The sequence below is a fragment of the Thioalkalivibrio sp. K90mix genome, assembly GCF_000025545.1.
Classification (GTDB): Bacteria; Pseudomonadota; Gammaproteobacteria; order Ectothiorhodospirales; family Ectothiorhodospiraceae; genus Thioalkalivibrio.
The window spans coordinates 614,607-634,253 of the sequence record NC_013889.1; the positions used below are offsets into that span (position 1 = coordinate 614,607).

Genomic DNA, 19,647 nt, shown 5'->3' on the forward strand with positions numbered 1-19,647 from the left:
TCGGTATCGGGTGACACAAGCAGGATCGAGCCAGCGAATTCTATGAACACGAGTTCCTTGCAGCCTCGGGTGATGGGCCTTTTCTTCACGCTGGGGTGTGTGTCGGGTGCCGCGCAGGGGGTGGAGGCCGAATACAACCTTGGCGTGTTTACCGACTACATCGACGACGGTGCCTCCAAGTCCGACAACGATCCGATCGTGCAGGGTGGCTTCGAGCTGGGCTTCCCCACCGGCGTGTTCACCGGTGTGCAGGCCTCCAGTCTCGGCAGCGGCCGTGGCAGCGAGATTGTGCCGTTTGTCGGCTACGGCTTCGATGCCGGGCCGGTCGGGGTCGAGTTTGGTTACGAGCACTTCCACTACACCGATCTCGACGAGCGCTACGAGGGCGAGACCTTTGTGGTGGTGGACTGGGGACCGGTGTACGCAGGAGCGAATTACCTGGCCCATGCCCATGATCGTGACGCCCGGGGCAGCCGGGAATTCTTCGCGGGTACTGCATTCGAGGTGGCCCCGCGTACCGACGTGTTCGCCGAGGTGGGCCACGACCGTCCCGCCGATGACGACAACGCGGCATTCTGGGAACTGGGTGCGGCGCACGCGACGGACTTTGGCACCTTCTCGCTGACCTACGCCTCGCGTGACGAGAGTGGTGCGCAGCACCTGCTGGTCGGCGGCTACAGCGTTCACTTCTGACGCTCGCGTTGGGGATGGGCTACGCGGTCATCTCGGGCACCGCGCGGCAGTGATTCGGGATCTTGCGGCCGAGGTGAAACGCCGGGGATCCCGGCCCTTCGCTTCGCTGCGGCCGGGATGGCGCCGTACGGGGGATGCGTCAGGCGGTCTGTCCGTAGCGGCGTTCGATGTAGGCCTCGACGCGGGCCTGGAATTCTTCGGCGATGCGCTCGCCCTTGAGCGTCACGGTCTTCTCGCCGTCCTCGTAGACCGGGGCCACCGGCTGTTCGCCGGTGCCGGGCAGGGAAATGCCGATGTTGGCGTGCTTGCTCTCGCCGGGGCCGTTGACCACGCAGCCCATCACGGCGACGGTCATCTCCTCCACGCCCGGGTACTGCTGCTTCCAGCTGGGCATCTGCTGGCGGATGTAGGACTGGATGTCCTGCGCCAGGTGCTGGAAGTACTCGCTGGAGGTGCGTCCGCAGCCGGGGCAGGCGACCACCGACGGCAGGAAGCTGCGCAGCCCCATGCTCTGCAGGATCTCCTGGGCAACCAGGACCTCCTTCGTACGGTCGCCACCGGGTTCCGGGGTCAGCGAGATGCGGATGGTGTCGCCGATGCCCTGCTGCAGCAGCACGGCCAGGGCGGCGGTGGAGGCGACGATGCCCTTCGCGCCCATGCCGGCCTCGGTCAGGCCGAGGTGCAGCGGGTAGTCGCAGCGCGCGGCCAGGTCCTGGTAGACGCTGATCAGCGGCTGCACACCACTGACCTTGGCCGAGAGGATGATGCGGTCGTGGGCCAGACCAATGCGTTCGGCCTCGGCCGCGCTCTCCAGTGCCGAGGCGATCAGCGCCTCCTGCATGACCACCTCGGGCGCGGCCGGCTCGGCGCGCTGGCTGTTGTCGTCCATCATGCGCGCGAGCAGGGCCTGATCCAGGCTGCCCCAGTTCACGCCGATGCGCACCGGCTTGTCGTAGCGGATCGCGGTCTCGATCATTGCGGCGTACTGGGCGTCGCGCTTCGAGCCGCGGCCAACATTCCCGGGATTGATGCGCAGCTTGGCCAGTGCCTCGGCGCACTCCGGGTATTTGGTCAGCAGCTTGTGGCCGTTGAAGTGGAAGTCCCCGACCAGCGGCACCTCCAGTCCCATGGCCTCCAGCCGTTCGCGGATCTCCGGCACCGCCTTTGCCGCGTCCTCGGAGTTCACCGTGATGCGCACGACCTCGGAGCCGGCGCGCGCCAGCTCCGCCACCTGCACGGCGGTGCGCAGGGCATCGGCGGTGTCGGTGTTGGTCATCGACTGCACCATCACCGGGTGATCGCCACCGACGGTGACAGGGCCGATGCGAACGGGGACGGTCTTGCGGCGGGCGGGGGTCGTGTTCATGTCGAGGCTGCGGGCGCGTCAATTCGGTGCGCCGAGTGTAACGCAGGCCCCGCCCCCTGCCGAGACGCCGCAGGCACGCAGGGGTTGCCGCGGTTCACGGATTCAGGGCCGCCTTCCACGGCTGGAAGGTCCGGTCGATCGCCTCGCGGCTGGCCGCGTGGCGTGCCTCGACATGCTCGGCGATGGCCTGCTGCCAGGTCAGTCGGATCTCGGCGTGCAGGGCGTTAAGGGCCTCGTGCAGGGCGGCCTCGAGGTCCTCGCGGTGGCGCGCCTCGTCGATCCGCAGCAGTATCCAGTCGGTCCCAACCCAGGCCGCGCCGGCGGCCGCGAGGCCGCAGCCGAGCGAGACCGGGCCGCTCCAGGCACAGACCCCCGCGCCCAGGGCCCCTGCGCGCCCGGCCCGGGTCAATGCTGCGCCGCCACTGCGCGCCGCCTGCGCCGCCAGCCGGGCCTGTACCGCACGGGCGATCAGCGGGGTCGCCAGTCCCGTCCCGGCGGCGGCCGTGGCCGCCAGGCCCGCGCGTTGTTCCAGCCGCGCGAGATCCGCATCCATCGCACTGGCCAGTTGCTGGGCCCGTTCGATGCGTGCGTGCTGCTCGGTTGGAGACTGCAGGGCCGCCGGCGTGGCGGGTACGCGGGCGTCGGCCATCTCGCGCGTCAGGGCGATGCGCCAGGCATCCCGGACCTTGCGCTGATCCTCGTCCAGACCCCATTGCGCCCGTTCGGCCAGCGCCTGCAGGGGGGCGTCCCACAGCTCATCCGGCAGGAGCCGGTCGCGCAGGGCCCGTGTGGCCGCGTCGTCTTCCGCGGTGCCCAGCCACTGGGCACCGCGGAGCAACAGGCGCTGATACTCGGCACCCAGCGAGAAGTACCAGTCCGCGACCTCGGGCACGCGGTCATGCAGGGTCTGGAAGTGCTGGTCCAGTTCGTGATCGATCCGGGTCTGCCACTGGCTGCGGACCTGCTCGTCACCGGCCTCCAGCCACTCCAGCGAAAAGCGCTCCAGGCGGCTCAGCCGGTCGCGGTCGAGCCGATAGCGCTCGCCCTCGAACTCGAGTTCGACATGCGCCTGGTCATCCCATTGGCGCGGTTCGTGGCGATCGACCTGGGCCAGGAACGCGGCCGCCGCAAGGGCGGTCAGCGCGAACCAGACCAGGGTCCGCAGGAGTCTACGGTTGCGCGGGGTCATCGCCGGGATCGCGGGGCGGGAACAGCCCGTTGGCCAGCAGCAGGAAGCCGGCGGCCAGGAATGCCTGTTCGATCAATAGCAGCGACCAGGCCACCAGCACCGGCAGGGGCTGGGCACCGGGCGGCAGCCACTGCTGGCCAAGCCACAGGCGCAGCCCGTCCTGGGCCGCGGCCAGCTGCAGCCCGATCTCCAGCACGGCGCTGCGGGCGCCCTCGTGCTCCACCATGAACCAGATCACCTGTTCCAGCGAGGTCCCGGACAGATCCGGATACCAGCCGCGCAGGGCGAGCACCAGCAGGGCCAGCGTCAGCCCGCCGCCGGTGATCCACAAGGCGCCGCGCCGGGCCAGTTCCGGGGCCAGCCGCGGGTGCGCATGACCGGCGATCAGACGGGCAAAGACGGCCTCCAGCGCGACCAGTGCCAGCGCGCCCGCGACCAGGACCGCCCACACCGCCGGGGTCTGGATGCGGGCCAGCGCCAGCACCAGCAGCCCGCCCAGCAGGGCCCCCACGATCAGGTGACGCAATGCCATCAGCGGGCCACCGCGCAGGCGTTCGCTCCACGGACTGGCCGCATCCAGATAGCCGCGCAGGAACGCCGCCCGGCGCAGACGGTGGCGGCGAAAGCCTCCATAGCCGATCAGCAGGGTCGCGCCGATCCACAGGGCCAGGATCACCGCCTCGGGCGCCACGCGCAGGTTCAGGTGAAGCAGCCACAGCCCCATCAGCAGGAGCACCAGCGTGAACAGCTGGCGGGCGGCAGTGGCCGGCGCCCGGGTGGGCACCGCGGCGGCGGGGGCAGTGGCGGACATGCGTGACTCCGCAAGGGATGTCTCCCGATGGTAGCAAGCGCAGGCGTCGCGTGATGCAGGGACAAGCCGTTCTGGTTCAGTTCAGGCGGTCAGGGTATAACCGAGGCATGCTACGCATCGCCGTCATCATTCTGCTTTGCCTGTTCGCCGCGCCGGTAGCGGCGGAGGACTGGCAGCTGCATGCCGTGTTCGGCAATCAGGTCGTGTTGTCGGTCGACGGCGAGCGCGCGCTGGTCGGCGAGGGCGAGACCGGGCCGGGCGGGGTGCGGGTGTTGCGTATCTCCGGCAGTGGCGCGGTGGTCGAGCGCGACGGCGAGCGCCGCGAACTTCAGGTGGAAAGACGCCCCCGCGGTGCCGGTACCCCTCGGGCCGATCGACGCGGGGCCGGGATTACCGTACATCGGGATTCGGCGGGCGAGCACGCGGTTACCGGTGGGGCCAATGGCCAGGCGGTGACTTTCGTGATTGATCCGGGTACCGAGGCGGTGCTGCTGCGCGAGCGCGATGCACGGCGTGCGGGCCTCGACCCCGACCGTGGGGAATCGGTGCGTGTCGAGCGTGCGCAGGGCACAGTGGAGGGGCGTTCGCTACGCATTGACCGACTGCAGCTGGGTCATCTGGCGCGCGATGATGTCCCGGCTATCGTGCTGGCCGACCATGACCTTCCGCGCTCGCGGCTGGGCCAGGCGTTTCTGGACGCCTTCGAGATCGAGTTCGACGGTGGGGCCTACACCATCCGGCCGTAATCTCACCTTCGAAGCCTGCGGGGTGGATTCGCGTTAGGATGCCGCAAGTCCACCACTGCTGATTCCCTATGCCGCTGATTCGGCGCCACCCCGTCGATGCCCCTGCCCCGCGCCGCGAGATCTTCGGCTGGGCGATGTTCGACTTCGCCAACCAGGCCTACACGCTGCTGATCATCACGGTGATCTTCGGCGATCTGTTCACCCGCATCATTGTCGGTGACGGGCCGGACTATCGGCTGGGCAATCTGCTGTGGAGCCTGAGCCTGGCAATCAGCTACGGGATGGTGGTGATCGCCGCCCCGTTCGCCGGTGCGATCATGGATGCCACGGCCTCGCGCAAGCGCTTCCTGATGGCCTCCTGGATGCTGACCGTGATCGCCACGGCGATGCTCTACTTCGTCGAGCCAGGGCTGGTGGTCTTCGGCATGGCGCTGATCATCGCCTCCAACTTCGGCTATGCGATTGGCGAATCCTTTATCGCCAGCTTTCTGCCGAGCCTCGGGCCGCCGGAGAAGCTTGGCTGGATCTCCGGGCTCGGGTGGGGCATGGGCTATGTCGGCGGGCTGATTGCCACCGCCTTTGCCCTGGGTCTGCTGGGTGACGTCAGCGAGGAGAACTTCGAGCGCATCCGCTGGGTGGGCCCGTTCGCCGCGGCCTTCTTCCTGATTTCCGCGATCCCGACCTTCCTGTTCCTGAGAGAGCGCGGCACGCGCCGGCGGATGCATCGGCGGTTGCAACTGGGGCTGGGCTGGCGCCGCGTGTGCGAGGCACTGGTCACCCTGGCTCAGCGCCGCGAGCTGCGTGCACTGTATGTGTCCATCTTCTTCATGATGGCCGGGATCTACATCATCATCGCCTTCACTTTCATCTACGGCTCGCAGGTGATCCAGTGGGAGGAGTCGGTGCGCATCGCGATGTTCGTGATCACCCAGGTCACGGCCATCATCGGGGCGATCGGGTTTGGCTTCCTGATGGACCGCGTCGGGCCGGTACGCATCTACCGCATCACCCTGGCGCTGTGGGCGCTGGCGGTGCTGGCGATCTTCGGTACCTCGGCCATTGCCCAGTGGCTGAGCGCGTTGCTGGGCCAGCCGGTCGAGGCGCAGATGGTGTTTCTCGGGGTCGGGATCATCGCCGGGCTGTGTCTAGGGGCTGCACAGTCGGCCGGGCGCGCGCTGGTGGGCATGATGGTGCCGGTCCGCGAGGCGGGGCGCTGGTTTGGCTTCTGGGCGCTGTCGGCACGGGCGGCGGCGATCTTTGGCCTGGTCGGGATTGGCCTGCTGCAGGCCTGGCTGGGGCTGGCCAACGCGATCCTGTTCTGCCTGTTCCTGTTCGTGGCCGCACTGCTGGCGTCGATTCCGGTGCATCTCGCTCGGCGCAACCGTGAGCCCGATACGGCCTGACCCGGAGGGCCGTTGCGCTGTCCTAATCGTGATCGCGCGCCGGCACGCGCGGGTCCTCCACCTCGTTCTCGTCCAGCATCTGCGTATCCAGCATGAAGCCGATCGCCGCGTCGCTGATGCCGTTGATCACGAACTGTACGGCCAGCACGGCGAGGATCAGGCCGAAGACCTTGGTCAGGATGTCCTTCCCGGTATCGCCCAGGTACTGAACGATGTAGCGCGAATAGATCATCGCGAAGTAGCAGGCCACCATGCAGGCCAGCACGCCGAGGAATACGAGCCCCGTGTGATAAACAGTCGGCGCCTCGCTGGTCAGGATCATCACCGTGGCGATCGCGCCCGGGCCGCTCATGAACGGGATGGCCAGCGGGATCACCGAGATGTCCTCGGTCACCTGCCCCTTGTCGGCCTTGACCTCCTCGGCGGTCTCCTTCTCGGTCGCGCCCTTTTGCCGGATCATGCCGATTGCAATGCCGAACAGGATGATCCCGCCGGCGATACGAAACGCCGCCAGGGTGATCCCGAACAGCTGGAAGATCACCCCGCCCAGCAGGGCGAACGCGAACAGCAGCGAGGTGGCCACCTTCACCGAACGCAGCGCGATCGCCCGGCGCTTCTCCTCCGAGGCACGCGGCAGCATCGCCATGAAGATGAAGGCGGTGGTCAGCGGGTTCACGATCACGAACACCGCCAGGAAGGTGACGACCAGGTATTCCAGCAATACAAGCATGACAGGAGCTTAGGCCGGAATCGCGGAGCTTTCGAGAGGAAAAGGCGTGGTGGCGGCTCCGGAGCCTGCAGCGGCATGCGTGGGCAGGGACGGGGCCCGGTCGTTATACTCTGCGCGCATGAAGAAACGCCTGCATCCTGAATCCTTCCCGACCCTCGAGCACTTTGTCGGCAACACGCCGCTGGTGCGCCTGCAGCGCATGTCGGCGGACCTGCCGTCCACCGTGCTGGTCAAGCTCGAGGGCAACAATCCCGCCGGCTCGGTCAAGGACCGGCCCGCGCTGAACATGATCCAGGCGGCCGAGCGCCGCGGCGACATCCAGCCGGGCGATACCCTGATCGAGGCGACCAGCGGCAATACCGGCATCGCGCTGGCGATGGTCGCGGCGATGAAGGGCTATCGCATGATCCTGGTGATGCCGGACAACATGTCGGCCGAGCGCCGCGCCTCGATGAAGGCCTTTGGCGCCGAGCTGGTGCTGGTCTCGCGCGAGGAGAGCATGGAGGGCGCGCGCGATTTGGCCGATCGCATGGAGGCCGAGGGCAAGGGTCGGGTGCTGAACCAGTTCGGCAATCCGGACAACCCGGATGCGCACTACATTGGCACCGGGCCGGAGATCTGGCGCGACACCGAGGGCACGGTGACCCACTTCGTCTCGGCGATGGGCACCACCGGCACCATCATGGGCGTGTCGCGCTATCTGAAGGAGCGCGACCCCAGCGTGCAGATCGTCGGCGTGCAGCCCACCGAAGGATCGTCCATCCCCGGTATCCGCCGCTGGCCGGAGGCGTACCTGCCGACCATCTTCGAGGCCTCGCGGGTCGATCAGACCGTGGACGTGACCCAGGAGGAGGCCGAGGACACCATGCGCCGGCTGGCGAGCGAGGAGGGCATCTTCGCCGGGGTCTCGTCCGGTGGGTCCGTGGCCGCGGCCCTGAAGCTCGCGGCCGCGACCGAGGGCGGCACCTTCGTCGCGATCATCTGCGACCGCGGCGACCGTTACATCTCCACCGGCGTGTTCCCCGCATGAGCGCCCCGATCCTGATCTTCGATCTCGAGACCGTCCCCGACATCGACGGCGCCCGGCGCCTGCACGACTTCGAGGGCCTGAGCGATCACGAGGTGGCGGAGGCGCTGTTCGCCCTGCGCCGCGCACAGGCCGGCACGGAGTTCCTGAAGCACCCGCTGCACCGCATCGTCTCCATCGGCGTGCTCTACCAGGGCGGCGACGCGCTGAAGCTCTCCGCCTTCGGGCGCGAGGGCGAGGACAGCCCGGCGCCGACCGAGGCCGAGCTGCTGCGCCAGTTCTTCGACGTGATCGACAAGCGCACGCCGCAGTTGGTCAGCTGGAACGGCGGCGGCTTTGACCTGCCGGTGCTGCATTATCGTGCGCTGGTCAACGGCGTGCAGGCCCCGCGCTACTGGGAGCAGGGTGACGACGACCGCGAGTTTCGCTACAACAACTACCTGTCGCGGTTTCACTGGCGGCATGTGGACCTGATGGACGTGCTGGCCGGCTTCCAGGGCCGCGCGGTCACCAGCCTCGACATGATGGCCAGCCTGCTCGGCTTCCCCGGCAAGCTGGGCATGGACGGCTCCAAGGTCTGGCCGGCCTGGCGCGACGGGCGTCAGGCCGAGATCCACGACTATGTGGAGCACGACGTGCTGAACACCTATCTGGTCTGGCTGCGCTTCGAATACATGCGCGGCAATCTGACCGACGCGGCCCTGGCCAGCCGGCAGCAGCAGCTGGCCGAATACCTGAAGGCCAGCGGCGCGGCTCACCACCGGGAATTTCTCGACGCCTGGCAGGCGGCCGGACGCACGGGCTGATGGCACGCATCGACAAGACCCCGTTCGAGGCTTTGATCGAAGAGGTCACGCTGGACGGTCAGGGCGTGGTCCGGCGCGATGGCAAGGCCTGCTTCATCCACGGGGCGCTGAAGGGCGAGCGGGTGATGGCAGTGCAGACTGGGCGCAAGCGTCGCTTCGACAGCGCCGAGGTGGTCGAGGTGCTGGAGTCGGCTCCGGGCCGGGTCGAACCACCCTGCGAGTTCTTCGGCCTCTGCGGCGGCTGCAAGCTGCAGCATGCCTCCATCGAGACCCAGCGTGCGATCAAGGAGCAGGCCCTGTTCGATGCCCTGGAGCGCATCGGCCACGTGACCCCCGAGGCCCGCTTCGAGCCGCTGACCGACACGACCCTCGGCTACCGGCGCACTGCGCGGCTGGGGGCGAAGTACGTGCCCAAGAAGGGCGGGGTGCTCGTCGGCTTTCGCGAGCGCGGCAGCCCGTATCTGGCCGAAATGACCCATTGCGAGGTGCTGCACCCGGCGGTGGGGCATCGCATCCGGGCCCTGCGCGAGCTGATCGGCGGCCTCGAGGCGCGTGACCGCCTGCCGCAGATCGAGGTGGCGGTGGATGATGACGAGCGCGTGGCGCTGATCTTTCGCAACCTGGATCCGCTGTCTGCGGCGGACAGCGCGCGGCTGTCCGCCTGGGCGGAGGCCGAGGGCATTCAGGTGTATCTGCAGCCTGGCGGCCCGGAGACGGTGGAAGCGCTGGCCGGGCCGATCGAGCCGCTGGTCTATCGCCATCCGGACTACGGCGTGTCAGTACCATTCATGCCGACGGACTTCATCCAGGTGCATGCCGGCATCAACCGCAAGATGGTCCCGCAGGCCCTGGAGGCACTGGATCTGCAGCCGGGCCAGCGGGTGCTGGATCTGTTCTGTGGGCTGGGCAACTTCACCCTGCCTCTGGCGCGCAGCGTGTCGGATGGCGAGGTGCCCGGCGAAGTGGTCGGCGTCGAGGTGGACGACGCGATGCTGGCACGGGCGCGCGCCAATGCCCGCGACCAGGGCATTGCCAACACCCGCTACGAACGCGCCGACCTGGACGACGTCGAGGCCCTGAAGAACGCCGGCTGGCTGGTCGAACGCTACGACCGCGTACTGCTGGATCCACCGCGCACCGGAGCGGCCGCGGTGATCGAGGCGCTGGCGCCGCAGCGCATCGAGCGCATGGTCTATGTTTCCTGCAACCCGGCCACGCTCGCCCGTGACGCCGAGCGCCTGGTGCATCATCATGGCTATCGCCTGGAGCGGGCCGGGATCATGGACATGTTCCCGCATACCGCCCATGTGGAATCCATGGCCGTGTTCCGGCGCGACGAGCCAAGAGGGAGAGACTGAATGCTGGAGATCGTACAGGCGGGCGGCTGGCTGATGCTGCCGATCCTGCTGTGTTCCGTACTCGCGGTGGCCATCGTGCTGGAACGCCTGTGGACGCTGCGGCGGTCGCGCGTGGTCCCGCCGCGCCTGCTCAGCACGATCTGGGAACAGATGCGCATGAAGGGGCTGACCCTGGAGGACATCCAGCGCATCCGGGCCGGTTCGCCCCTGGGTGCTGTGCTGGCCGCCGGCCTGGCGACCCATGACCGCGCGCGCCAGATCACCCAGGAGAGCATCGAGGAAGCGGGCCGTCGGGTGGCCCACGAACTCGAGCGCTACATGAATACGCTCGGCACCATCGCGATGATCACCCCGCTGCTGGGCCTGCTCGGCACCGTGGTCGGGATGATCGAGGTGTTCACCGTGATCACCGAGATCGGTGTCGGCAGCCCGCGCGATCTGGCCGGGGGCATCTCCCAGGCCCTGATCACCACCGCCGCCGGCATCGGTGTGGCGATTCCGGCGCTGGCCTTCCACCGCTACTTCCGGGGCCGCATCGACGAGCTGGTGCTGGAGATGGAGCAGGAGGCGACCAAGCTGGTCGAGGTGATCCACGGCGAGCGGGACGCAACCGCCGCCACGCCGGAAGGCGGAGTCACCGCGTGAACTTTCGCAGGCCGCACCATGACGAGCCGGGCGTCAATCTGACGCCGCTGATCGATGTGGTGTTTCTGCTGCTGATCTTCTTCATGGTTTCGACCACCTTCGATCAGCATGCCAACATCGAGCTGACCCTGCCGTCGGCCGACCGCGAGACGGAGGTGGTTGAACGGGCCTGGCTGGATATCGTGGTGGATGCCGACGGCAACTATTTCGTGGATGGCCAGGAACTGGTCAACCGTCGCGCCGAGACCCTGGAGCGGGTGATTTCCGAGGCGCGCGAGGGGCGCGAGGATGACCCCGTGCTGATCCGCGCCGATGCCAATACCTCGCACCAGTCGGTGGTGCGCGCGCTGGACGTGGTCGGGCGCCTGGGCATTACCTCTGTCTCGATCGCGACCCTTGGCGAGCGCGACGACGATGATTGATGGCGCGCGCGAAGATGCCGCCTTCGGGGCTGCGCATGGGGGATGAGGCGGCGGGCTACGGTGACCGCCCGCTGCCGGTCTGGCGTGCCGTCTGGCGCGACTATCGCCAGGGCAACGGGGCCCGGGCGCGGGCGCGCCGCGGCTTTCTGAGCCCGCCCGCCGAGCGCGGGCGCCTGGTCTGGATCAAGGCCGGGGGTACCCCCGAGGATGTACGCTTGGGCATCGAGCTGCTGGGAGCGGTGCGCGACAAGCGTCAGGACGTGCGCATCGTGCTGACCTTCGAGCAGGATTATCCCGAGCTGTTCGAACGCCACATGCAGCCGTTCAAGAAGGTTGGCGTGGGCTACGGGCCCTGCGATCGCCCGCGCGTGGTGCGCCGTGTCCTGGATCGCTTTCAGCCCCACGGCATCCTCCTGGCCGGGGGCAATGCCCCGCGCAGCCTGCTGGCGCAGGCCCAATGCCCGGTGGTTGCGGTCAATGCCCGGCCCCCCACGTGGAAACCCGTGCGGCCAGTGGAGCAGTGCTGGCCTCTGAACACATCCACGAGCTGGGCCCACGGTGCGGCGGCCGATGTCCTGCCGGTCGCCGACCCCCAGGCGCGTTTTGTCGAGGCCCAGGCGGACGTGGTCCTGCGCGCCCTGGTGGGCGGGGAGGTGCAGCGGCTGTGGTGGTGGCATGGACGTGACGACCAGTGGTCGGCATGGCGCGCGGCCTGGGAAACATCCGGCTTGGGGGCGACCGATATCCTGCTGGCCAGTCGCCGGGGCGGAGCGGCGGCGACTGCGCGCGATCTTCCGGGGACCGGGCTGCGGGTATCGGAGTGGGATCGCTCGTCACTGGCGGCCGGGACCATCCTGCATCTGGATGACCGGCGCTGGTTTGCGGCCGCGGCCAGTGCCGCGCATGCGGTACACCTGGCCGCGCCCGACCGTCAGGCCCTCTGGCAGGGGCTGGCGGGGGGCGCGGCCGTGAGTCTGGGAGAGACGCCGGCCACCGAGGTGCCATGCCTGGTGCTGGAAGATGCCTCCGCCGTGCTGGCGGCCTGGGCGCGACTGCGGGACGACCCCGCTGCCCGGCGCCAGCAGGGCGACGCGGCCCGGCGGCGCTTCTGGGACGAGCGCCGGCAGGTGGATGCCAACTTCGATGCCGTGCTGCGGCGGGTCTGGGACTGGTAGCCATGGGCCGGTTCAAGGCGTGGCTGGGCGCCCGAATCTGGGATCAGTGGTGTCAGCGCGGGCCGTTCGCGGCGGCGATGTACCCGCTGTCGCTGGCCTATGCCGGGGCGGTGGAGTGGAATCGCCATCGGCTGGAGCAGGCCCGGCGGGGCATCACGATCCCGGCCAAGGCGGTGATCGTGGTCGGCAACCTGACGGTGGGTGGCAGCGGCAAGACCCCGATGACCATCTGGCTGGCGAAGCGCCTGGCGGATGCCGGGTATCGTCCGGGGATCGTCAGCCGGGGCTACGGCGGGCGCGGGGATGCCGCGGGGATTCGAGTGACCCCGCTGTCGGACCCCGTGGTGGTCGGGGACGAACCCCTGCTGATTGCACAGCGCACCGGGGTCCCGGTGCAGGTCGACCGCGATCGTGTGCGCGGGGCGCGGGCGCTGACGGACCAGGGCGTGGATGTGGTGATCGCCGACGACGGGATGCAGCATCACCGTCTGCCGCGTGACATCACCATCCTGATGATCGACGGCAAGCGCCGGCTGGGCAACGGCCTGTGTCTGCCGTCCGGGCCGTTGCGCGAGCCGAAGACCGCGCGGGAGCGGGCGGACTTCGTGCTGGTGACCGGGGGCGAGCCCGGCCCCGGCGAGTTCGCGATGGAGCTGGTGCCGTCCAGCCGTCTGCAGCGCGTGGATGGGCATGGCGAGGGCTACAAGCCACACCGCTTTGCTCGCCGTGATGCCCATGCGGTGGCCGGCATCGCCGACCCGGAGCGCTTCTTCCGCATGCTCGAGGCGGCGGACATTGACATCATCCGGCATCCGTTCCCGGATCATCACCGCTTTCGTCCGCACCAAATTCGCTTCGATGACGGTCTGCCGGTTCTGATGACCGAGAAGGATGCCGTAAAATGCCGGACGTTCGCGCAGGAGAATCACTGGTACTGGCCGATTGCGGCCCGCGTGCCGTCTGCCTTCGAGTCGGCTTTGCTGGCCCGTCTGGAAACGGTCGCCCGAATCAAGAAGGCGCTGATCTGACCGCGTCGCAACTACTGTTGGGGTATTAAATGGACAAGCGTCTGCTCGACATTCTCGTCTGCCCGGTGACCAAGGGCCCGCTCAAGTACGATCGCGAGAACCAGGAACTGATCTCCGTTTCCGCCGGTCTTGCCTATCCGATCCGCGACGAAATCCCGGTGATGCTGGAGGACGAGGCCCGCGCCCTGTCGGACGAGGAAAAGGAACGCTGGCGCGACGCCTGAGCGTTCCATGGCCGCCTTCCATGTCGTGATCCCGGCACGGATGGCCTCCAGTCGGCTCCCGGGCAAGCCGCTGGCGGCCGTCGCCGGGCGCCCGCTGATCGCGCATGTGATCGCCCGGGCGAAGGAGAGCCGGGCCTCGCGGGTGATCGTCGCGGCGGACGACGAGCGCATCCTCGATGTCGCGCGCCAGTGCGGGGTCGAGGCCTTTGCTACCGATGCTGACCTGCCCTCCGGTACCGACCGCATCGCGGCGGTGGCGGCCGCCGAGGGCTGGGGCGACGAGTCCATCGTGGTCAATCTGCAGGGTGACGAGCCGCTGACGCCAGGATCACTGCTGGATGACCTGGCTCGCCTGCTGGCCGATACGCCGGAAGCGGATATGGCGACCTTCGGTGTCCCTATCCGCCGCCCCGAAGACCTGGCCGACCCGAACCAGGTGAAGCTGGTCACCGATGCGTCGGGGCGCGCGCTGTATTTCTCGCGTGCCCCGATCCCCTGGGATCGCGAGGCCCATCGGGCAGGCCGCGCCCCGGCGCTGGATCAGGCGAACCGGCATCTGGGCGTCTACGCCTATCGTGCCGGGTTCCTGCGCCGCATGAGTGCCGAACCACCCGCCGCGCTGGAGCAGCTGGAGCAGCTCGAGCAGCTGCGGGCCCTGGCCATGGGCGCCTGGATCCAGGTCGGGCGTCGCGGCGAGGCGCATCCGCCGGGTGTCGATACCCCGGAGGATCTCGACCGGGTGGATGCCTTGCTCTCAGGGCGTGTCCGCGTTTGATGGTGATACGGATTAGCACTGCCTGACGGATTCCCTACTCGACCTGGGCGTGGCGCAGACTTGGCGCTCCGCTCCTGCTACCATCGGCGGTTGATTCTGAAACCCCCGGGCCCCAGGTTCCGGGGCGACCCCGGAGCACGCAGAGACCACCATGCTGCAAGCAATTCGCGACCGGGCGAGCGGCTGGCTCGCCTATGTGATTATTGGCCTGATTACCATCCCCTTCGCTGTCTGGGGGCTCGGGGAATATTTCGGTGGTTCCGGTCCGCTGGTCGCGGCCGAGGTCAACGGGACCGATATCCAGGTGCGCGACGTGCACAACGAGGCGCGCGCACAGCGGGACCAGATGGCCCGCATGTTCGGTGGCCAGATCCCGGATGACCTGCTCGACGAGGAGGGCATCCGCATGCAGGCGCTGGAGACCCTGATTCGCCAGGAACTGCTGCGCCAGGCAGCCGACTCGGCGGGCTTCAAGGCCGCAGGAGACAGCATCCTGCGGGAGATTCGCGGCATGCCGGTGTTCCAGGAGGGTGGCCAGTTCAGTCGCGAGCGCTATGCGCAGTTGCTCAATGCGCAGCGTCTGAGCCCGTCGGACTTCGAGCGCGACATCGGCCGATCGATCATCCTGTCGCAGCTCCAAGGCGGCATCCAGGCCACGGGCTTCCCGGCGGACGCGCTGGTGGACGACTTCAGTCGCCTGCGCAACCAGACGCGTGTGGCCAGCTGGCGCATCTTCCCGGTCGATGATTTCGACCAGCCGGACGTGGTCGACGACAAGGCGATCGAGGCCTATTACGAGGCCAATCAGGACGATTTCACCACCGAAGAGCGGGTACGTATCGCCTACCTGCAGCTCGACCCCGAGGCGCTGGAAGACGCAGTGGATGTGTCCGAGGACGATGTTCGCCAGCACTACGAGGTGAACCGCAGCCGCTATGAAGAGCCGGAGTTGCGCGAGGTGCGCCAGATCCGGATTCAGGACACCGGCGAGGAAGGCGAGGCAAAGATCAACGAACTGCGCGATCGCCTGGACGACGGCGAGGACTTTGCCGAGCTGGCCGAAGCGTATTCCGAGGACAGCCTCAGTGCCGACCGTGGCGGCAGCCTTGGCGAGATCGCCCGCGGCGACCTGGATCGCACGCTCGAGACCATCATCTTCACGCTGCCGGAGGGGCTGATCAGCCGCCCGGTGCGTACTGACCGGGGCTGGTTCATCCTCGAGGTGACGTCCATCCAGGAGGCCCGACCGCAACCGTTCGAGGATGTGCGGGACGAGGTTGAACGCGATCTTCGCGACCGCAGCGCCGAACAGATGCAGATCGACGCCCTGGATGACCTGATGGGGCAGGCCGCCGAATACCCGGACAGCCTGGAGCCGGCCGCCGAGGCGACCCGTCTGGAGATCCAGACCAGCGACTGGTTTACCCGCGGCTCCGGCGACGGCATCGCCCAGCACCGTTCGATCCGCAATGCGGCCTTCGATCCACGTGTGCTGGAGGATGGTCACAACAGCGAGGCGATCGACCTGCAGGATGGCTCGACTGTCGTGCTGCGAATCGAGGAGCACGAGCCGTCCGAGGTCCGTCCGCTGGCCGAGGTCGAGGACGAGATCCGCGAGCGTCTGCGGCGCGAGGCGGCCGCCGATGCCGCGCGCGAAGCGGGTGAGGAACTGATCGCACGGCTGCGTGACGCCGACGACTGGGCGGATGCTATCGAGGATGATGACGCCTGGCAGATGGAGCGCGAGGTGCGCCGGGATTCGCCGGTAGATGGCGATAACGGCGTGCCCGGTGGCTTGCAGCAGCACCTGTTCCGCCTGTCGGCCCCGGGAGAGGACGCCGTCGAGATCAGCGGCACTCGTCTGGGGACTGGCGACTTCGCCGTCGCGATCCTGCATGAAGTGCGGCTCGACGAGCAGGAGGCGGATGCGGCGATGCGCCAGCAGGCCCGCGAACTGATGCGCAATGCCTATGCCAGCGCCGAGTTCCGCGCCTATCTGGCCTGGCTGGAATCCGAGGCGGATATCACGCGTTATCCGGAAAACCTCGACTAGTCGCGCCCCCAACGGGCGGTTCACCGGAACCGCCGAACGTAAAAAGGCCCGGTCCGCGAAAGCGGGCCGGGCCTTTTTCGTGGGTCGCGCACCCCGCCCAGGTGGCCGGGGCAGGAGCTTAACTATCCTTGTCGAGCCCGATCTCGGCGGCGCCCAGGCCGACGGTGTTGTAGCCCGAGTCGACGTACATCACCTCGCCGGTGATGCCGGAGGCCAGATCGGAGCAGAGGAAGGCCCCGGCATTGCCGACCTGTTCGGTCGTCACGTTGCGGCGCAGCGGTGCGTTGGCCTCGACATGGTCGAGGATGCGCTTGAACTCGCCGATGCCCGAGGCGGCCAGTGTGCGGATCGGGCCGGCGGAGATCGCATTCACACGCGTGGTCTCCGGGCCCAGGGTGTAGGCGAGATAGCGGACGTTGGCCTCGAGGCTGGCCTTGGCCAGGCCCATCACATTGTAGTTGGGCATGGAGCGTTCCGCCCCGAGGTAGCTCAGGGTCAGGATGGAGGCTTCGCGATCTTTCATCATGCCGCGCCCGGCCTTGGCCAGCGCCGCCAGGCTGTAGGAGCTGACATCATGGGCGATGCGGAAGCCGTCGCGGGTCATGTTGTCGAGGAAGTCACCGTCGAGCTGTTCCTTGGGGGCAAAGGCCACCGAGTGGACCAGGATATCGATCCCGTCCCAGTAGTCGTCCAGACGCTCGAAGACCTGTTCGATCTCGCGGTCGTCCTCGACGTTGCAGGGCACGAGGATGTCGGAGTCGAAATCGGCGACCAGTTTCTCCACGCGGTCGCGCAGCCGCTCGTTCTGATAGGTGAACGCGAGCTCGGCGCCCTCGCGATGCATGGCCGAGGCAATGCCATAGGCGATGGAGCGGTTACTGGCCACGCCGACAATCAGCGCGCGCTTGCCCTTCAGAAAACCCATGTAAATCTCCTTGAATCTGGTTCGTGCCGGCGCCCTTGAAAAGGACCGCCCCGTGGCGGCCGGACCGGGCGGGAACCCAGTGCCGACGCGACTGTCTCGGGATCATACCGATGTGCCGCGGGTCCGGCCAGCTAGGGGAACACTGGCCAATGTACACGCTCGCTGCTTCGTCGCTTATTCGTGCGAACAAGGCACGGTGCGCAGCCGGTAGTGGTTTTACCGGCAAGGGCCGCAACGCCGGATCGGAAAACCTGGGGTGCCAACGCGAGTGTGTACATTGGCCAGTGTTCCCCTGGACCCGGTGAGAGCGGCCGGCGGGATTGCTATAGTGCGCGAAGTGCGGTCTGCATCGGTTGTCCCTGGGGGAGCGCGGACGTCGGTGCCACTCGAGAGCGGAGGCCTTGTGAGTCGTCATTTTGGTTGGATTGTCACCTTGATCGTGCTGGGCATCCTGCTGTTGCTGGTCATGGTGCAGGTAGACCGCCAGTGGCAGCGCATGGCCGCCATGCAGAACATGATGAGCGAGCAGGCGCGCGACCTGCGGGCACTGCGCCGCAGTCTGCAGAGTCTCGAGTCCGATCTGGCCTCGGGGCGTTTCACCACTGGGGACGGCGAGCGCGCACCCCGGGTCGCGGAGGTCCCCTCGGCATTCGAGCGGGCGGCCGAGGCGGCGGGGCGCGAGGACTACGCGGAGGGCGACTGGCTGGTTCAGGCCTTCGGCACGGGGCTGGCGACGATCACGCCCTATGTCTCCAGCGATGCCTATGCCGCCGATGTGCAGAACTATGTGCTGGAGTCGCTGGTGCAGCGCCACCCGGAGACCCTGGAGTGGCAGGGCCTGCTGGCGGCCTCCTGGGACTTCGACGACTCTGGCCAGGAGCTGAGCTTCCAGCTGCGCCCGGGCCTGCAGTTCTCCGACGGCGAGCCGCTGACCGCGGAGGACGTGGAGTTCACCTTCAACTTCCTGATGACCGATGCGATTGCGGTGCCGCGCGCGCGGGCCTTCCTGGAGAAGGTCGAGAAGGTGGAGGCAGCGGACGAGCGCACCGTCGTGTTTACCTTCGAGGAGCCGTATTTTGACGCCCTGCGGGTTGCCGGTGGGCTGAACGTCTTGCCGAAGCATTTCTACGAGCGCTACCTCGACGAGCCCGAGACCTTCAACGAGTCGCGCGGGATCCTGCTCGGATCCGGCCCCTACCGGCTCGAGGACCCGACCGGCTGGACGCCGGATGCCGGGCGGATCGAACTGGAGCGCAATCCGCGCTACTGGGGCCCGGTGGAGCCCTCGTTCGACCGGCTCGTCTGGCGCGTGATCCAGAATGACAGTGCGCGCCTGACGACCTTTCGCAACCGCGATATCGATGTCTACGGCGCCCGGCCGCGCGAGTACGCGCGGCTGCGTGACGACGAGGCCCTGCGCGAACGCGCGGATACGCACGAGTACATGAGCCCCACCGCGGGTTATTCCTACATCGGCTGGAACCAGAAGCGCGATGGCGAGCCGACGCGCTTTGCCGATCCCCGTGTGCGCCGGGCGATGAGCTATCTGACGGATGTCGATCGTCTGATCGAGCAGGTGATGCTGGGGTATGCTGAACGCGCGATCAGCCCGTTCAGCCCGCGCAGCGACCAGCACAACCCCGACCTCGATTACATCCCGTTCGATGTCGAGCGTGCGCTTGAACTGCTGGCCGAGGCCGGCTACTCCGAGAAAAACCGGGACGGGGTGCTGGTCAACGAGGAGGGCGAGCCGTTCTCCTTCGACCTGGTGTATTTCCAGGACAATGAGGACACCCGTCGCATCGCGCTGTTCCTGCGCGATCTGTACGCGCGTGCCGGGGTTCATATGCGGCCGCAGCCAACCGAGTGGTCGGTGATGCTGGAGAAGATCAGCCGCCAGGACTTCGATGCCATTACCCTGGGCTGGACCAGTGGCGTGGAGGTGGACATCTACCAGATGTTCCACTCCAGCCAGACGGTCTCTGGTGGTGACAATTTCATCAACTACGAAAACCCCGAGCTGGATGCCGTGATCGAGGCCGCGCGCGGCGAGGTGGACGAGGACAAGCGCATGGAACACTGGCGCGAGGCCGAGCGGATCCTGGTGGAGGATCAGCCGTATACCTTCCTGATGCGGCGCCAGACCCTTGCCTTCATCGACCGCCGTATCCAGAACCTGGAACAGACGGCACTCGGCCTGAACCTCGGGTTCGTGCCGGTGGAGATCTACGTCCCGTTTGACCAGCAGCGGTACGGGCAGTAGCCGCATGC

Annotated in this window: 19 protein-coding genes; 14 read left to right on the plus strand and 5 right to left on the minus strand. The window is 67.8% G+C overall.

All coding sequences use genetic code 11. The annotated features are described in order from the left end of the window. The first annotated feature begins 72 nt into the window (after window positions 1-72). Window positions 73-693, plus strand: a complete 621-nt coding sequence (locus TK90_RS02900; RefSeq protein ID WP_017925859.1) for a TorF family putative porin — start codon at window positions 73-75, stop codon at window positions 691-693. Between the two features lie 139 nt (window positions 694-832). Here TK90_RS02900 and ispG read toward each other — a convergent pair whose 3' ends face one another. From ispG to TK90_RS02915, 3 genes are all read right to left on the minus strand, one after another. Further along, window positions 833-2,059 carry a flavodoxin-dependent (E)-4-hydroxy-3-methylbut-2-enyl-diphosphate synthase gene (gene ispG, locus TK90_RS02905; RefSeq protein ID WP_012981995.1) on the minus strand — a complete coding sequence of 409 codons (1,227 nt, stop codon included), beginning with the start codon at window positions 2,057-2,059 and terminating at the stop codon, window positions 833-835. 94 nt (window positions 2,060-2,153) lie between these two features. Further along, a complete protein-coding gene (locus tag TK90_RS02910; protein WP_012981996.1) occupies window positions 2,154-3,248 on the minus strand; it encodes a hypothetical protein in 1,095 nt (364 codons plus the stop codon). Beyond that, window positions 3,229-4,059, minus strand: coding sequence for a hypothetical protein (locus tag TK90_RS02915; RefSeq protein WP_012981997.1), 831 nt, complete (start codon window positions 4,057-4,059; stop codon window positions 3,229-3,231). Before TK90_RS02915 ends, TK90_RS02910 begins: the two co-directional genes overlap by 20 nt. A 107-nt stretch (window positions 4,060-4,166) precedes the next feature. On the opposite strand from TK90_RS02915, the gene TK90_RS02920 reads away from it, so the two are divergent. Together TK90_RS02920 and TK90_RS02925 are read left to right on the plus strand one after the other, a co-directional pair. Then, the gene (locus TK90_RS02920) at window positions 4,167-4,805 is read left to right on the plus strand and encodes a TIGR02281 family clan AA aspartic protease (protein WP_012981998.1); all 639 of its coding nucleotides are present in this window, start codon (window positions 4,167-4,169) and stop codon (window positions 4,803-4,805) included. 68 nt (window positions 4,806-4,873) lie between these two features. Beyond that, window positions 4,874-6,208 (plus strand): MFS transporter, encoded by a 1,335-nt coding sequence (locus TK90_RS02925; RefSeq protein ID WP_012981999.1) that lies wholly within the window; start codon window positions 4,874-4,876, stop codon window positions 6,206-6,208. Window positions 6,209-6,230: 22 nt separating this feature from the next. Here the strand turns inward: TK90_RS02925 and TK90_RS02930 are convergent, their stop codons facing one another. Then, window positions 6,231-6,938 carry a MarC family protein gene (locus TK90_RS02930; protein WP_012982000.1) on the minus strand — a complete coding sequence of 236 codons (708 nt, stop codon included), beginning with the start codon at window positions 6,936-6,938 and terminating at the stop codon, window positions 6,231-6,233. Between the two features lie 118 nt (window positions 6,939-7,056). On the opposite strand from TK90_RS02930, the gene cysM reads away from it, so the two are divergent. The 10 genes from cysM (at window position 7,057) to TK90_RS02980 (ending at window position 16,451) form a co-directional block, all read left to right on the plus strand. Then, complete coding sequence (gene cysM / locus TK90_RS02935) at window positions 7,057-7,968, plus strand: cysteine synthase CysM (protein ID WP_012982001.1); 912 nt, start codon at window positions 7,057-7,059, stop codon at window positions 7,966-7,968. Further along, window positions 7,965-8,771: a 3'-5' exonuclease gene (locus tag TK90_RS02940; RefSeq protein ID WP_012982002.1), complete on the plus strand. Its 807-nt coding sequence runs from the start codon at window positions 7,965-7,967 to the stop codon at window positions 8,769-8,771. Before cysM ends, TK90_RS02940 begins: the two co-directional genes overlap by 4 nt. Then, entirely contained in the window at window positions 8,771-10,129 is a 1,359-nt protein-coding gene (gene rlmD / locus TK90_RS02945; protein ID WP_012982003.1) for a 23S rRNA (uracil(1939)-C(5))-methyltransferase RlmD, read from the plus strand. Before TK90_RS02940 ends, rlmD begins: the two co-directional genes overlap by 1 nt. Then, on the plus strand, window positions 10,130-10,774 hold the full coding sequence (locus tag TK90_RS02950) for a MotA/TolQ/ExbB proton channel family protein (protein ID WP_012982004.1): 645 nt from the start codon (window positions 10,130-10,132) through the stop codon (window positions 10,772-10,774). Beyond that, window positions 10,771-11,196, plus strand: a complete 426-nt coding sequence (locus TK90_RS02955) for a biopolymer transporter ExbD (RefSeq protein WP_012982005.1) — start codon at window positions 10,771-10,773, stop codon at window positions 11,194-11,196. The genes TK90_RS02950 and TK90_RS02955 overlap by 4 nt, the downstream gene beginning before the upstream one ends. A gap of 35 nt (window positions 11,197-11,231) precedes the next feature. Further along, window positions 11,232-12,371: a glycosyltransferase N-terminal domain-containing protein gene (locus TK90_RS02960; protein WP_026148158.1), complete on the plus strand. Its 1,140-nt coding sequence runs from the start codon at window positions 11,232-11,234 to the stop codon at window positions 12,369-12,371. A 2-nt stretch (window positions 12,372-12,373) separates the two neighbouring features. Continuing rightward, window positions 12,374-13,399, plus strand: a complete 1,026-nt coding sequence (gene lpxK, locus TK90_RS02965) for a tetraacyldisaccharide 4'-kinase (protein ID WP_012982007.1) — start codon at window positions 12,374-12,376, stop codon at window positions 13,397-13,399. Window positions 13,400-13,428: 29 nt separating this feature from the next. Then, the gene (locus TK90_RS02970) at window positions 13,429-13,623 is read left to right on the plus strand and encodes a Trm112 family protein (RefSeq protein ID WP_012982008.1); all 195 of its coding nucleotides are present in this window, start codon (window positions 13,429-13,431) and stop codon (window positions 13,621-13,623) included. 7 nt (window positions 13,624-13,630) lie between these two features. Beyond that, a complete protein-coding gene (gene kdsB / locus TK90_RS02975) occupies window positions 13,631-14,398 on the plus strand; it encodes a 3-deoxy-manno-octulosonate cytidylyltransferase (RefSeq protein ID WP_012982009.1) in 768 nt (255 codons plus the stop codon). A gap of 151 nt (window positions 14,399-14,549) precedes the next feature. Further along, complete coding sequence (locus TK90_RS02980) at window positions 14,550-16,451, plus strand: SurA N-terminal domain-containing protein (protein ID WP_012982010.1); 1,902 nt, start codon at window positions 14,550-14,552, stop codon at window positions 16,449-16,451. Between the two features lie 118 nt (window positions 16,452-16,569). On the opposite strand, the gene TK90_RS02985 is transcribed toward TK90_RS02980, so the two are convergent. Next, window positions 16,570-17,376 (minus strand): enoyl-ACP reductase, encoded by an 807-nt coding sequence (locus TK90_RS02985; RefSeq protein ID WP_012982011.1) that lies wholly within the window; start codon window positions 17,374-17,376, stop codon window positions 16,570-16,572. A 403-nt stretch (window positions 17,377-17,779) separates the two neighbouring features. Between TK90_RS02985 and TK90_RS02990 the strand changes: the two genes are divergently transcribed. Then, a complete protein-coding gene (locus TK90_RS02990) occupies window positions 17,780-19,639 on the plus strand; it encodes a peptide-binding protein (RefSeq protein WP_012982012.1) in 1,860 nt (619 codons plus the stop codon). The last annotated feature ends 8 nt before the right edge of the window (window positions 19,640-19,647 follow it).